This window comes from Actinomadura parmotrematis, from assembly GCF_019458805.1.
Taxonomy (GTDB): Bacteria; Actinomycetota; Actinomycetes; order Streptosporangiales; family Streptosporangiaceae; genus Spirillospora; species Spirillospora parmotrematis.
Genome location: NZ_JAIBOA010000003.1, coordinates 39,693 through 53,797, shown reverse-complemented (window position 1 = coordinate 53,797; position 14,105 = coordinate 39,693). Strand labels below are relative to the sequence as shown.

General features: G+C 76.1%; 13 protein-coding genes. 8 read left to right on the top strand and 5 right to left on the bottom strand.

Features of this window, described 5'->3' with window-relative positions:
• Positions 1-26 precede the first annotated feature (26 nt).
• Complete coding sequence (locus K1Y72_RS05250) at positions 27-878, top strand: exonuclease/endonuclease/phosphatase family protein (RefSeq protein WP_308286910.1); 852 nt, start codon at positions 27-29, stop codon at positions 876-878.
• 79 nt (positions 879-957) lie between these two features.
• On the opposite strand, the gene K1Y72_RS05245 is transcribed toward K1Y72_RS05250, so the two are convergent.
• The 3 genes from K1Y72_RS05245 to K1Y72_RS05235 form a co-directional block, all read right to left on the bottom strand.
• Positions 958-2,520: a long-chain-fatty-acid--CoA ligase gene (locus K1Y72_RS05245; protein WP_220163763.1), complete on the bottom strand. Its 1,563-nt coding sequence runs from the start codon at positions 2,518-2,520 to the stop codon at positions 958-960.
• 82 nt (positions 2,521-2,602) lie between these two features.
• Positions 2,603-2,770: a hypothetical protein gene (locus K1Y72_RS05240; protein WP_220163762.1), complete on the bottom strand. Its 168-nt coding sequence runs from the start codon at positions 2,768-2,770 to the stop codon at positions 2,603-2,605.
• Between the two features lie 84 nt (positions 2,771-2,854).
• On the bottom strand, positions 2,855-3,496 hold the full coding sequence (locus K1Y72_RS05235) for a hypothetical protein (protein ID WP_220163761.1): 642 nt from the start codon (positions 3,494-3,496) through the stop codon (positions 2,855-2,857).
• 184 nt (positions 3,497-3,680) lie between these two features.
• Here K1Y72_RS05235 and K1Y72_RS05230 point away from each other — a divergent pair, with 184 nt between their 5' ends.
• The 4 genes from K1Y72_RS05230 (at position 3,681) to K1Y72_RS05215 (ending at position 8,693) form a co-directional block, all read left to right on the top strand.
• Positions 3,681-4,394, top strand: coding sequence for a response regulator transcription factor (locus tag K1Y72_RS05230; protein WP_220163760.1), 714 nt, complete (start codon positions 3,681-3,683; stop codon positions 4,392-4,394).
• The gene (locus K1Y72_RS05225; RefSeq protein ID WP_308286909.1) at positions 4,391-5,485 is read left to right on the top strand and encodes a sensor histidine kinase; all 1,095 of its coding nucleotides are present in this window, start codon (positions 4,391-4,393) and stop codon (positions 5,483-5,485) included. Before K1Y72_RS05230 ends, K1Y72_RS05225 begins: the two co-directional genes overlap by 4 nt.
• A gap of 206 nt (positions 5,486-5,691) precedes the next feature.
• Complete coding sequence (locus K1Y72_RS05220; protein ID WP_220163759.1) at positions 5,692-7,116, top strand: FG-GAP-like repeat-containing protein; 1,425 nt, start codon at positions 5,692-5,694, stop codon at positions 7,114-7,116.
• A gap of 107 nt (positions 7,117-7,223) precedes the next feature.
• Positions 7,224-8,693 carry an FG-GAP and VCBS repeat-containing protein gene (locus K1Y72_RS05215; protein WP_220163758.1) on the top strand — a complete coding sequence of 490 codons (1,470 nt, stop codon included), beginning with the start codon at positions 7,224-7,226 and terminating at the stop codon, positions 8,691-8,693.
• A gap of 58 nt (positions 8,694-8,751) precedes the next feature.
• On the opposite strand, the gene K1Y72_RS05210 is transcribed toward K1Y72_RS05215, so the two are convergent.
• A complete protein-coding gene (locus K1Y72_RS05210) occupies positions 8,752-9,126 on the bottom strand; it encodes a hypothetical protein (protein WP_220163757.1) in 375 nt (124 codons plus the stop codon).
• A gap of 240 nt (positions 9,127-9,366) precedes the next feature.
• Between K1Y72_RS05210 and K1Y72_RS05205 the strand changes: the two genes are divergently transcribed.
• The 3 genes from K1Y72_RS05205 to mptB all read left to right on the top strand — a co-directional run bounded on the left by K1Y72_RS05205 (position 9,367) and on the right by mptB (position 11,935).
• Positions 9,367-9,702, top strand: a complete 336-nt coding sequence (locus K1Y72_RS05205) for an STAS domain-containing protein (protein WP_220163756.1) — start codon at positions 9,367-9,369, stop codon at positions 9,700-9,702.
• 71 nt (positions 9,703-9,773) lie between these two features.
• Positions 9,774-10,493 carry a glycosyltransferase family 2 protein gene (locus tag K1Y72_RS05200; RefSeq protein WP_220163755.1) on the top strand — a complete coding sequence of 240 codons (720 nt, stop codon included), beginning with the start codon at positions 9,774-9,776 and terminating at the stop codon, positions 10,491-10,493.
• On the top strand, positions 10,490-11,935 hold the full coding sequence (gene mptB, locus K1Y72_RS05195) for a polyprenol phosphomannose-dependent alpha 1,6 mannosyltransferase MptB (protein ID WP_220163754.1): 1,446 nt from the start codon (positions 10,490-10,492) through the stop codon (positions 11,933-11,935). The genes K1Y72_RS05200 and mptB overlap by 4 nt, the downstream gene beginning before the upstream one ends.
• Here the strand turns inward: mptB and K1Y72_RS05190 are convergent.
• Positions 11,817-14,006, bottom strand: coding sequence for a hypothetical protein (locus K1Y72_RS05190; RefSeq protein WP_220163753.1), 2,190 nt, complete (start codon positions 14,004-14,006; stop codon positions 11,817-11,819). The two genes, mptB and K1Y72_RS05190, sit on opposite strands and share 119 nt — an antisense overlap.
• Positions 14,007-14,105: the final 99 nt, after the last annotated feature.

The window sequence follows — 14,105 nt, the reverse complement described above, 5'->3', positions numbered from 1 at the left end:
CCCGCGCTCTGATCCCCTTGCTCGCCGTGTGCGGTGCCGGCGCCATCGTGGCGTTCGCCGGCGCCGGCGCCGCCATCGAGAAGGGCTCGGTCCCCGGCCTCGGCGACGAGGAGCGCCCCGCCGCCGAGCAGGTCACCCTCACCGCGCTGACGTGGAACGTCTGCGGCGACGTCCGGCCCGGCTGCCCCCTCGGCGCCCGCCCGGCCGAGCTGGCGAGGCGCATCTCCCAGCAGATCGCCGGCACCGTGGTCGGCGGCCGCAGGGTCGGCGCGAACGCCGTCCTCCTCCAGGAGGTGTGCTCGGCGACCGTCGTCGCCGTCGGCAAGACCGCCGCCATGCACGGCTGGACCTGGGAGTTCGCCGCCTCCGGCGGCACCCGCGCCTGCGCGAACGGCCAGGGCCGCCCCGGCGTCGCGCTCGGCGTCCAGGGCAAGATCGACAACGTGGAGTCGCCCGCGCTGCCGGCGCCGGCCGGGCACGGCCGGACCGCGCTCTGCGGGACGGTCGCCGCGTGGCAGACCCGGCTCTGCACCGTCCAGCTGAGCGGCACCGCCGAGGACCCGTCCGGGGCCTGGCGCCGCAAGCAGACCGGCCGGCTCGCCGAGCTCGCCGGCGGCGGCCGCGCCATCGTCGGCGGCGACCTCACCGACGCGCCGACGGCGGCCCCGCTGGACGTCCTCTACCGCGACCGCGCCGAGTGCGACCAGGGGCCCCGGAGCCGCGCCGCGAAGACGCTGCAGGACGCGGCGGGGCGCGCCGTCGCCAAGAGCGACTACCTGTTCGTCCCGAAGGACACCGCCATGTCGTGCGAGGTGCCGGATCAGCCGGTCCGCTCGTCCGACCACCGGCCCGTCGCCGCGCTGGTCAGCTTCCGCTGAGCGGGCGGCGCCCGGCGGCGGCGCCCGGCGGCGGCGCCCGTCAGTGGCGCCCGTCAGTGGCGCCCGGCGGCGGCGCCCGTCAGTGGACGGCGCGGTCCTCGCCCTCCCAGTAGGGCGCGCGCAGCTCCCGCTTGAGGATCTTGCCGGTGGGGTTGCGCGGGATCGCGTCCCGCCGCTCCACGCTGGACGGGCACTTGAAGTGGGCGAGGCGCTCGCGGCAGTGGTCGATGAGGTCGCGGTCGGTGGCGTCGGCGTCCCCGGCGAGCACGACGATCGCCTTCGGCGTCTCGCCCCAGCGCTCGTCCGGGACGCCGATGACGGCGCAGTCGGCCACCTGCGGGTGGCCCATGAGGACGTTCTCGACCTCGGCCGGGTAGATGTTCTCCCCACCCGAGATGATCATGTCCTTGACCCGGTCGTGGATGTAGAGGTAGCCGTCGGCGTCGAGGTAGCCGGCGTCGCCGGTGCGGAACCAGCCGCCCTCGGGGAGCGCGGCGGCGGTCGCCTCGGGCAGCGCCCAGTAGCCCAGCATGTTCTGCGGGGTGCGGCACCAGATCTCGCCGACCTCGCCCGCCGCGGCGTCCTCGCCGGTCGCCGGGTCGGCGATGCGCAGCTCCACCATCGGGTTCGGGATGCCGGCGCTGCGGAGCCGCGCGGGGTGCGGGCCGTCGGGGTCGTGGTCCTCGGGCGGCAGGTAGGTGATCGCGCCGGTCGTCTCGGTGAGGCCGTAGACCTGCATGAACCGGCAGCCGGGCAGCATCGCCATCGCGCCGCGCAGCACGTCGTCGCTGATCGGCGAGGCGCCGTAGAGCAGCAGCTCCAGGCTGGACAGGTCGTGCGCGGCGACCTCGGGCATCAGCTGCATGAACTGCAGCAGCACCGGCACGAGGAAGATGTGGGTGACGGCGTGCCGCTCGATCGCGGCGGCGATCGCGACCGGGTCGGGCTCGCGGGCGATGACGCCGGTCACGCCCTTGAAGACGATGGCGACCGCGCAGGCGCAGCCCGCGACGTGGTACATCGGCATCGCGACCATGAGGACGGTGTGCTCGCCCATCGCCCACAGGTCGTCGATGAGCGGCAGCACCGACAGGAAGTTGTCGTGGGTGAGCATGACGCCCTTGGGGCGGCCCGTCGTGCCCGAGGAGTACAGCTGCACGAAGACGTCGCCGCCGTCGGCCCGGTGGTCGGGCGGGGCGGTCCCGGTCGCCTCGACCCAGGACCGGTAGTCGCGGTAGGCGTGGCCCTCGCCGCCGGCGACGAGGAGCAGGCCGGTGTGCTTCAGCCGGTCCGCGACCGCGTCCAGCACGGGCGTGAACTCCGGGCCGGCGACCAGCACCTTGGCCTCGGCGTTGTCGACGATGTAGGCGACCTCGTCGGGGGCGAGCCGGTAGTTGACCGGGACCTGGACGGCGCCGGCGCGGGCGGCGCCGAACAGCACCTCCTGGTACTCGACCGAGTTCTTGTCGAGCACCGCGACCCGGTCGCCGGGCCCGACGCCGGCCGCGGCGAGGGCGGCGGCCACCCGGTCCGCGCGGGCGTCGAACTCGGCGTAGGTGACGCTCTCGTCACCGGCGTGGAAGATGATGCGGTCCGGGTGCTGCCGCGCCCGCTCGCGCAGCAGATCGGTCAGGACGGGCACGGTACTACTCCTTCGCCGTCGGAGCGCCAGGCTGTCTGCGCATCATCGGGCGCCGGGCGATACCGGTGCAAGGGGTTGGTTACTAGGTTCTGGGGCTCTTCGCGACCAGCTTGACGACGAGCATCACGATGACGGCGACGATGCCGACGAAGAGGAAGAACTTCAGCAGCGCGAAGACCCAGCCGAGAACGGTGAAGAGGAGCCAGACGGCGAGGACGATTCCGGCGATGGTGAGGATTGTTCGAGCCATGCCCATAACGGTATGGGCCGCCGGCGCCACCGTCATCACACCCGGGGACGACCTTCCCCCTGATACCCCCTCAGGGGCGGTCCCCTAGGCCGGCGGGGGCGGCACGTTCCCGTAGGACGGGCCGGACGGCGGCGCGGGCGGGCCGCCGTAAGGCGGCTGCCCCGCGTACGGCGGCCGTCCGCCGTAGGGAGGCTGCCCGCCGTACGGCGGCTGCGGGCCCCACTGCGGGCCGGGCCGCGGCGCGGACCCGGCGGCCGGCGCCCGCCGCGACGCGAGGAAGGCCAGCAGCAGCGCGACGAGCGGCCCGAGCACGATGGTGAGCAGCGTGAACGGGGTGAGGTGCGTCCAGCTCGACGTGTAGAAGGACTTCGCCAGGGCGAAGCTCAGGTGCCGCCACAGGGTGAGGTAGCCGAAGTAGTAGAGCAGTTCGGCGACCTCGTTCGCGACGAAGGCGGCGACCGGCCCGGCGATGAGGCCGAGGGGCGCCCGCGCCCTGGCGAGCAGCAGCGCGAAGCCGACGATGCCCCCGACGAGCAGCGCCTGGACGAGCAGCACGCCGTTGCGGAGGCTCTTCAGCGCGCCGAGGCTCATCGACAGGTGGGGCACCGCGAGATCGAAGATCAGGACCAGGACGAACGCGACGGCCGTGGCGAGGGCTCCGCCGAACAGCACCGCGACGATCGCGGCGCCCGGCGAGGGGGCGGGAGCCGGTCGGGATTGCACCATCCGGCCATTAAAGCGAGCAATACGCCCCGACACATCCCCCTTGTCTCGTGTCAGGGGAATCGGTCGACAATCGGGCACCGCCCGGCACGCCCGTATCGCGACCGCCCGGCGGGGTCCTTACGGCCCGGTGACGGAACGGCCGCGCGCCCCGGCGGCGGTGCGGGGCGCGCGTAGCGTGGCGGGCATGACCGCAGCCTCCGGGGACGCGGCGGCCGGCCGGGTCCTCGTGGTGGACGACGACCCGACCGTGGCCGAGGTCGTCGCCCGCTACCTGACCCGCGACGGGCACGCCGTCGAGTGCCTCGCCGACGGGCGGCGGGCGCTCGCCCGCGCGCTCGCCGACCCGCCCGACCTCGTCGTGCTCGACCTCATGCTGCCCGGCCTCGGCGGCCTGGAGGTGTGCCGGCGGCTGCGCGCGGCGTCGGCCGTCCCGATCGTGATGCTGACCGCGCTCGGCGCCGAGACCGACCGGCTCGCCGGCCTGGAGATCGGCGCCGACGACTACGTGACCAAGCCGTTCAGCCCGCGCGAGCTGGCGCTCCGGGTGCGGTCGGTGCTGCGCCGGGCGCGCGGCGGCGTGCGGCCGGGCGGCGGGCGGCTCCGCGACGGCGGCCTCGTCCTGGACGCGGGCGCGCACGAGGCGGCGCTGGACGGCGTCCCGCTCGCCCTGACGGCCCGCGAGTTCGACCTGCTCGCCCACCTGCTGCGCCACCCCCGGCGGGTGCTCACCCGCGAGGAGCTGCTGGAGCGGGTGTGGGGCTGGTCGTTCGGCGACACCTCGACGGTCACCGTGCACGTGCGGCGGCTGCGGGAGAAGATCGAGGCGGATCCGGCCGCGCCCCGCCGCCTCGTCACGGTGTGGGGCGTCGGCTACCGGTACGAGCCGGCGGACGCGTGATCTCCCCGCAGGACCTGCTCTGGGTCGCCTGGTACGCCGCGGTCGCGGCGGCCGCCGTCGCCGCCGCCGGGCTCGGCCTGCTGCACCTCTGGCGGGACCGGTCGGTCGCCGTCCAGCTCGCCGTGGTCGGCGCCGCGACGGTGCTCGCGACGGTGTCGGGCGTCGTCGTCATCTCGCTGATGATGCTGATCAACCGGCACGACCTGACGGTGGTGCTCGCCGTCGTCACCGCCGCCGGGGCCGTGGCGATGGCGGTGTCGGTGCTGCTCGGGCGGCGCCTCGTGCGGTCGGCGCGGACGCTGGTGGAGGCGGTGCGGGCGGCGGAGTTCCGGCGGCCGGACGCGCGGCTGCCCGCCGAGCTGGCCGAGCTGTCGCGCGAGCTGGACGCCGCCTACGCGCGCCTGCGCGACTCCGAGGCGAGCCGCCGCGAGCTCGTCGCCTGGGTCAGCCACGACCTGCGGACGCCGCTCGCCGGGCTGCGCGCCATGGCCGAGGCGCTGGAGGACGGCGTCGTCGACGACGCCGCGACCGCGCACCGCTACCACGGGCGGATGCGGGTGGAGGTGGAGCGGCTCGCCGAGCTGGTCGACGACCTGTTCGAGCTGTCGCGCATCCACGCGGGCGCGCTCCGGCTGTCCGAGCGGCGGGTCGGCCTCGCCGACCTCGTCGCCGAGGCCGTCGCGGGCGCCGAGCCGCTCGCCCGCGCCAAGGGCGTGCGGATCAGCGGGGACGTGGCGGGCGGCCTGCCGGTGCGGGTGGACGCGGCCGAGTTCGGGCGGGCGCTCCGCAACCTGGTGGTGAACGCGATCCGGCACACCCCGAGCGACGGGACGGTGCGGATCGTCGGGGAGGCGCGGGACGGGCGCGCGCTCGTCAGCGTCGCCGACGCCTGCGGCGGCATCCCCGAGGAGGACCTGCCGCGCGTCTTCGACGTGGCCTTCCGCGGGGAGGCGGCGCGGACGCCGGGCGGCGGCGGGGGCCTCGGGCTCGCCATCGCGCGCGGCATCGTGGAGGCGCACGCGGGCGAGATCGGGGTGGCCAACAGCGGGCCGGGCTGCCGCTTCGAGGTGGCGCTGCCGCTGCTCGCCTGAGCGCGGCGGGGCGGGGACGCGACCGGGGATGTGACGGGGGACGCATCGGTGATCTACGTCATTACCGGTCGGTAACCGCTTGCTGCCCCAGGTCGCCTGACCTGCGAAGACGCCGCTGATGTGCGCCGCGTCACGGTAGATCAGCGGACACTTACGCACGGTAGCGTCCTGTCCCGTTCATTGGACAGGGCGTGCGATAGGCCGCCGTGACCTGGAGGTCCCCCGTGCGCGCCCGGTTCGCCGCTCCCCTCACCGTCCCGCTCGCCGCCGGCCTCGTGCTCGGCCTCGCCGCCGCGCCCGCCACGGCGGCGGCCCGCCCCGCCGCCCGCCCCTACGACTTCAACGGCGACGGCCGCCGCGACCTCGCCACCGGCAGCCCCGGCGGCAAGGTCGGCACGGCGTCCGCGGCCGGGTTCGTCGGCGTCGCCTACGGCGCCAAGGGCGGCTTCGGCACGAAGAGGACCCTGAGCCAGGCCGGTTCGGCCGTGCCGGGCGCCCCCGAGAAGAACGACCGGTTCGGCGCCTCGCTCGCCTCCGCCGACTTCGACCGGGACGGGTACGCCGACCTCGCCGTCGGCGCGCCGGGCGAGAACGGCGGCGCCGGCAGCGTCACGGTCCTGTGGGGCTCGGCCAAGGGCCTCGGCAGGGCGACCGCGTACGGGGAGCGGGGCGGCGCGAAGGGCCACCGGTTCGGCGAGGCGCTCGCCACCGGCGACATCCAGGGCGACGGCTCCCCCGAGCTGTTCGTGACCGTCCCCGGCACGAGCACCTACACCTGGCTGTCCTTCGGCGGGAGCGCCAAGGCCGCGCAGGTGCCCGCGGCGCGGGCCGCGTCGGCCAAGGACGTGGACCGTTCCTGGATCGCGTCCGGCGACGTCGACGGCGACGGGCGCGGCGACGTCGCCTACGCCTGGTACGACCACGACGACTCCGAGGTCGGGCACCGGCGCGGCTTCACCGTCTTCTACGGCACGGCGGACGGCGGCTTCACCAGGGGGCAGACCACCTACACGACCGTGCACGCCCTCGCGATCGGCGATTTCGACGGCGACCGGCGCGCCGACGTCGTCACCGGCGACACCTACGACTCGCCGTGGGTGGGCGGCACCGTCCGCGTCCACCGGGGCGGCCCGTTCGGGCTCGCCGGGTCCTACGACCTGCACCTGAACTCGCCCGGCGTGCCCGGCACCGCCAAGGCGGGGGACGGGTTCGGGGCGTCGCTCGCGGTCGGCGACGCGAACGGCGACGGCCGCGCCGACCTCGCCGTCGGGATGCCGCTCGGCGACGTCGGCCGCGCCTACGACGCCGGCTGGGCGTTCGTGCTGTTCGGGTCGGCGTCCGGCCTGACCGGCGCGCGGGCGCAGGCGTTCTCGCGGGCGACCGCCGGGGTGCCGGGCTCGGCGCGGGCCACCGCCGGCCTCGGCGCGGGCGTCGCGCTGCTGGACCACGACGGCGACGGCCGCGCCGACCTCACCGCCGGGACGCCCGGCGAGCAGCGCGACGACGGCGGCGTCGTGTACGTCCGGGGCGGCGCGAAGGGCATGACGGCGAGCGGGGCGGCGTCCCTGGCGGCGGCGGCGTTCGGCGCGCGCGGCAAGGGCGCGCGGCTGGGCGCGCTGCTCGGCGGATGACCTCGCGGGGCGGCTCGCCGGAAATCCCGGTAAACCAAGATCGAACGGGGCGCGTCTCCCGTTGTACCGCGCGTCGAAGAGACGCGCGCCCACGGAGGTACACCCCTTTGCGTCCTGTCTCCCGTGCCCTGGCGGCGACCTCGGTCGGCGCCCTCGGCCTCGCGCTGCTCTCCCCGACCGCGGCGTCCGCCGCGACCGCCGCGAAGCCCTACGACTTCAACGGCGACGGCTACCGCGACGTCGTCGCCGGCAGCCCCCTCGGCACCGTCGGCAAGGTCAAGGCGGCCGGTTTCGTGACCGTCGCCTACGGCGACTCCCACGGCGTCAACGGCGCCAAGCACCAGGTGCTGTCCCAGAACACCGCCAACGTCCCCGGCACCGCCGAGGCCGCCGACCACTTCGGCTACGCGGTCGCCTCGGCCGACTTCGACAAGGACGGCTACGCCGACCTCGTCGTCTCCGCCCCCGACGAGGACGCCGGGAGCTGGACGAACTCCGGCAGCCTGACGATCTTCTGGGGGACCAGGTCGGGCCTGTCCACCTACGCCTCGGCCATCTCGTCCGGCCCCGGCTGGGGCTCGGGCACCCGCGCCGGCCTCAGCCTCGCCGCCGGCGACTTCAACCGCGGCGGCTACGCCGACTTCTCCTACTCCGGCGTCGCCAAGTACGGCTGGGGCTGGTTCGGGTTCGAGCCGTCCGCCGCCGCCGCGTCCCGCACGGGGCGCGTCGCCACCGGCCACCGCGGCGCCCGGCCCGCCTGGAAGGGCGCGGCGCGCGCCGCCGAGACCTACCCGACGCTGAAGGTCGCGAGCGGCTACGTCGACAGCAAGACCTACCCGAGCGCCATCGTCACCGCCGACGACCCGACCCCCGGCCAGAGCGGCGTGTGGGTCCTCGGGCCGAAGGACGGCGACCCGGACACGCTGACCGCGTCCTCCTCGGTCCTCGGCCAGGCCGGGCCGGTCGCGGCCGGCGACTTCGACGGCGACGGCTACGGCGACGTCGCGGTCGGCAACTACGGCGACTCGGGCCACCTCGGCGGCCAGGTCGTCGTCTACAAGGGCTCGGCGGACGGCCTCACCGGCGCCAGGACCGTCATCAACGCCGACACCGCGGGCGTCCCCGGCGGCCGCGCGACCGGCGACCTGTTCGGCGCGAGCCTGTCGGCCGGCGACGTCAACGGCGACGGCAAGGCCGACCTCGCGATCGGCGCGCCCGGCGTGAAGGTCGGCACGGCGGCCGCGGCCGGCGGCGCCTACCTGCTGCTCGGCTCGCCGAGCGGTCTCACCGGCGCCGGCTCCCAGTGGGTGTCGCAGGCCACCGAGGGCGTCCCCGGCGGCGCCGAGGCCGGCGACCACTTCGGCTGGAGCGTGGCGCTGGGCGACCTCACCAAGGACGGCAAGGCCGATCTGGTGGTGGGCGTCCGCAACGAGAACGGCTCCGAGGGCACCCTCACCACGTTCATCGGCAGGTCGACGGGCATCCGCCCGGTCGTCTCGGTCGCCTACATCCCGAACGCCTTCGGCGTGAAGGGCAAGGCCGCCTACCTCGGCTACGTGCTCGGCAACACCTACTAGACCCGGCCCGCCGCCGCGCGAACCGGCGCGGCGGCGCCCGGAGCCCCGGTGGCCCTGCTCAGCGGTCCAGCGCCTCGTCGATGGCGCGGAACGTCGGGCAGGGCCACCGCCACATGCAGGCCCGGCAGCGGCGGATCGGGCTCTGCGGATCGCTGGTGATGCCGCCCGCGTCCTGCGGCCGGTGCAGGTCGAGCAGCCGGCCGGCGAGGCCGGTGAAGGCGAGCACGTCGTCGCGGGCGCCGGCCAGGAACGCCAGGTCCTCGCGGGCGAGGCGGGTGCGCACCGGCACCGTCCCCGACCGGCCGACCAGCCGCGCCAGGTAGGCGGTCGCCGAGCGCCAGCAGGTGGCCTTCTGCGCCCGCGCCCGGAGCGCGTCCAGGCGCTCGCGGACCCGCGCCTCGCGGGGGTCGCCGCCCCGGCCGTCCCTCGTCATCCGCGGCCCACCCCACCCCGTCGCCGTCCCGCTGCCCTCGCCCGCTCAGGGTCTCTCACTCCGGGACGGGGCGGCAGCCGAATCGGGGACTCCGCGGGCCGGTGAAAGCCCCATCACGGGGCGTAGTACGCGAAGCGTGCCGGGGGTGCGGGTGGGCGGCTCGCCCGGGACACGCCCGCGCCACACGGGACTTGGGCGTCTCCCTGGCCCGGGGGCCGCGCGCCCGATAGTGTGCCGGGCGTGGAGCTAAACGTCTCGACCGCGTCTCAAGGAGGTCACGCCGTCGTCACAGCGAACGGCGAACTCGACCTGTACACCGCACCCCGGCTGCAGGCCGCCCTGGCGGCCCTCCTCCGCGACCAGGTGGACCGCATCGTGGTGGATCTCAGCGGGGTGGAGTTCTGTGACTCGACCGGCATGAACGTCCTGCTCGCCGCGATGAAGCGGGTGAAGGAGCGGGGCGGGGTCTTCGAGCTGGCCGCGCCGCGCCCGGCGGTGCGGCGCATCCTGCAGGTCACCGGCCTGGACACGGTGTTCTCCGTGACCGCGGCCGTGCCCGCGCTGGACGCGGGCTGACCCGCATCTAGCGGTCCGCGCGGCCCCGCCGCGCGGGCCGCGACCGGCCGCGGCCCACTACGATCGCACCCATGCAGGACGTAGCGGTGATCATCCCGGCCAAGGACGAGGCGGACCGCATCGCGGCCACGGTGGAGGCGGCCGCGACGCTGCCCGGCGCCGGCCTGGTCGTGGTGGTCGACGACGGCTCGTCCGACGGCACCGCCCGCGCCGCCCGCGAGGCGGGCGCCAAGGTGGTGCGCCACAGCCGCAACCGCGGCAAGGGCGCCGCGATGGAGAGCGGCGCCGAGGCCGCCGCGCTCCTCGACGGGCCGGGCCTGGCGCCCCGCCACCTGCTGTTCCTGGACGCCGACCTCGGCGCGACCGCCGCGGACGCCGGGCCGCTCGTCGAGCCCGTCCTCGCCGGCAAGGCCGACATGACGATCGCGGTGTTCACCACGACGGTGAAGCTCGGCGGCCACGGCTTCGTGGTCCGCCTGTCGCGCGACGGCATCCGCCGCGCCGCCGGGTTCGCGGCGGCCGCGCCGCTGAACGGGCAGCGCTGCCTGACCCGCGCCGCGTTCGAGGCGGCCCGCCCGCTCGCCGCCGGGTTCGGCGTCGAGACGGCCCTCACCATCGACCTCGTCCGGCAGGGCTTCCGCGTCGAGGAGGTCGAGGTGCCCCTCGCGCACCGCGCCACCGGCACCGACTGGCGCGCGCAGCTGCACCGCGCCCGGCAGTTCCGCGACGTCGCGCGCGCGCTCGCCACCCGCGAGCCCGCCGTGGCGCGGCTGACCTCCCGCCTACGGTGACCCCGCGCGCGGGGCTCGCCGCCATCGGCGCGAGCCTCGGCTGCTTCCTGCTGACGGCGCTGCTCGGCCCGTCGGCGTTCCAGCCCGCCCTGCCCGGACCGGCGGGGCAGCCGCCCTTCTCCCTGCACGCGCACCCGTCGCCGTACCTGGTCGTCGGGCTGGTCGCGGCGGGCGTCCTCGCCGGCGTCCTCGGGCTCGCCCTGTGCTTCCGGGCCGTGCGGCGCGGCTGGGAGGGCCGGGCGCGGCCGCTCGTCGCGGCGGGCCTGGTCGCGGCGGCCGCGTTCGCGCTGATGCCGCCCGTCGGGTCGGCCGACCACCTCAACTACGCCTCCTACGGGCGGATGGCCGCCACCGGGCACGACCCGTACGCCACCACCGCGAACGACGTCCCCGGCGACCCGGTGATCGGCGCGGCGGAGGAGTGGCGGGACACCCCGTCGGTGTACGGGCCGGTCACCACGGCCGCACAGGCGCTCGCGTCGCGGATCGGCGGGGACTCGGTGCGGCTCACCGTGTTCGTCCTGTCGGTCATGAACGCGGCGGCGTTCGCGCTGGCGGCGCTGCTGCTGCACCGGCTCGCCCGCGACGGGCGGGGGCGGCTGCGCGCGGCGCTGCTGTGGACGTGCAACCCGCTGCTGCTGTTCCACCTGGTCGCCGGCGGCCACAACGACGTCCTGGCGATCGCGCCGATGGTCGCCGCACTCGGCGTCTTCCACGCCCGGTCGTCCTGGCCGCGCGCGCTTGCGTCGGGTGCGCTGACCGGGTTCGGGGCCGTGGTGAAGCTGCCCGCCGCATTCGTCGGCGGCGGGCCCGTCTGGGTGCTGCTGCGCGCGCGCCGGTGGACGCAGCTCGCGGCGCTGCTCGCGGGCGCGGTCGTCGTGGCGGGCGGGGCGTACGCGCTCGCCGGCCCGCACGCGCTCGACCAGGTGACCGCCGCCAGCGACATGATCTCCCTGGCGACGCCGTGGCACCTGCTCGCCGTGCTCGTCCGGAACCGCACCCTCGTCAAGATCGTCGCATACGCGCTGCTGGCCGTCCTCGTCGTGCTGCTCGGGCGGGCGCTGCCCGACGCCGGCGACGGCGGGGAGCGGCGGGCGGCCGCCGCGCTGGTGCTCGCCTGGCTGTTCACCGCGCCCTACGAGCTGCCCTGGTACGACGGGTTCGGCTGGGCGCTGCTCGCGCTGCTGCCCTGGTCCCGCTTCGACGCGGTCCTGCTGGCGCACACCGGCGCGCTCAGCCTGGCCTACCTGCCCGCCCGCGCCCCCGAGCGGATCGGCCTGCCCGGCGGGCTGCACTGGCTGGTGCCGGTGCTGCGGTCCGCCGTCATCCCGCTGATCCTGACCGCTGTGCTGGCCGCTCTCGTGCGGGAGTGCCTGCGGGCCCGCCGGACCGCTCCAGCGACCGCAGCACGACCGCGATCGCCGGCGGCACCGCCGCGGTGAACGCCACCGTCAGGATGATCACGCCGGAGTCGTTGACGAGGGTGCCGAGGACGCCGGCGGTGAGGGCGCAGAGCAGCGCGGCCCGCATCGTCGCGCACGCGTCGTAGGCGCGCACCAGCAGGTCCGGCCGCCAGGGCCGGCCGACCGCCAGCACCCGGTACAGCAGCACGAGCCCGACCGCCAGCAGCACCGTCACGGGCCAGAAGTCCAGGCTGCCGAGCATCGACTCGAACTTGCGGGCGACGACGCCGAACGCGTCCCCGCTCGCCAGGTCCTGCCAGAACTTGCCGAGGTGCGTCGGGTTCGCGCTCCGCGCGTTCACGTAGGAGATCGCCAGGACGAGCGCGACGGCCACGGCCGCGAACACCGCCACCTTCACGACCGACACCCGGCGCCCGGCGACCATCAGGGCGAGCACCGCGAACACCGGCACCATGGCGAGGACGCCGCCGAAGTCGGCGCCCCACAGCGGGAAGCCGTCCACCGCCACGGCGAACGCGCCGACGGCCGCGACGGTGACGACGGCCAGGCGCGTGCGGCCCGCGCGCAGCGGATAGGACGCCAGCCACGCCGCCGTCAGCACCGCCGCGACCGCGAACAGCGAGAACGCCTGGTTCCCGAACCCGTAGAACCGGCCCGCGACGAGCGCGTTGTAGCCCATGAGCGAGTTCATCTGCAGCCGCGACCCGGTCATGACGTCCAGCGCGAGGACGAGGACCGTCGTCGCGGTGACGGCCAGCGCGGGCACGACCGCCGACCGCCGCCACGGCCCGGCGAGCGCCAGCCCCGTGATCAGCGCGCTGAACGCGGCGACGGCGGCTACCAGCACCGGCGTCGGGCGCGGCGCCGACCACCAGGGCACGAGGCCCGCCAGGAACGACGCCACCGGCGCGGACGCGGCGGCGAGCGCGGCGATCCGCGCGACGCCGAGGGCGCGGCGCCGCAGGCCCGGCGCGTCCCGGCCGCGCAGCAGCAGCCAGACCACGCCGTATACGGCGGCCTGCAAGAGCGCGAGGATCCAGAAGAACGAGCCCTGCACACCGCGGATGGCCTGGGCGGCGGTGTCCTCGTCGCGCAGCGTGTCCACCCTGGCGGCGACGCTCCCGCCGTCGCGGTGTGACTCCCAGACCGACCCGACGGCCTCCTTCGGCTGCTTCAGACCGAGCCGGTCCAGCGCCGTCGCGGTCAGGTCGGTGAGGGTGACGAGGCCGCGCTGGCGGGTCGCGCCCGACGACATGAACCCGGCCGGGAACCCCTTCCCGGACGCCGCCGCGAGGCGCACGTGCGGCTGCTGCCCGGTGTCGGACAGGCCCGCGACCAGCACGGTCGCGTCCTTCGGGAGCTGCGCGAGGACCTGCCCGACGCGCCGGTCGGCGGCGGCCACGGCCTTCGCGCGCACGCCGGCCGCCACGTTGTTCGGCTGGCCCGCGGCGTCCACCCCGGCGGCCTGGTAGGCGCGGAACAGGTCGTCGACCTCGACGGCCGACAGGCTGCAGGTCGTCCAGTCGGCGGGGGCGACCCGGTCGGTGGAGGGGGCGTAGCGGTCGACGCGGCCGGCGCCGTCGGCGACGCCGTAGACGGCGCCCGCGCCGACCGCGAACGTGCAGCCGCCCGCTCCGTGCACCGCCGTCCCGAGCAGGCCGACCTGCGCGTGGTAGGAGGTGCGCTCGTTGTCGGCGACGATCTGCGTCCAGCCGGGCGCGATGGTGCCGGTCCGCGTCACGCCCTGCGTCTCGGGCGCGGCGGGCAGCACGCAGTCGCCGGGCTCCAGCCGGGCGCGCTGCCCGGCCGACAGCGTCAGCCAGCCGTCCGTCGGGCAGGTGCCGGGACGGGTCGCGCGCACCGAAAGCCCGGCCGTGCCGCCCGCCCCGGCCAGCTTCCACAGCGCGGGCGTCCGCTCGGGCGACACGTCGCTCCACATGAGCGCCGGCACCCCGACGATCACGGTGTGGCCGGACAGCGACCGCCGCTCCGCCGCGGCGGGCGCCGGGTGGACCAGCGCCGCGACCGCGAGCAGCAGCCCGGCGAGCACGCCGGCCCACGTGTACGGTTTCGCCCCCGCATGTGCCATGCGCGCAAGGGTACGGGTTCATCGCGGGCTCGGCTCAGCGCTCGCCTGGCGGCTCGCGCTGAGTCCGTTCCCGGGGGCGAGTGCGACATCGCTTCGCGA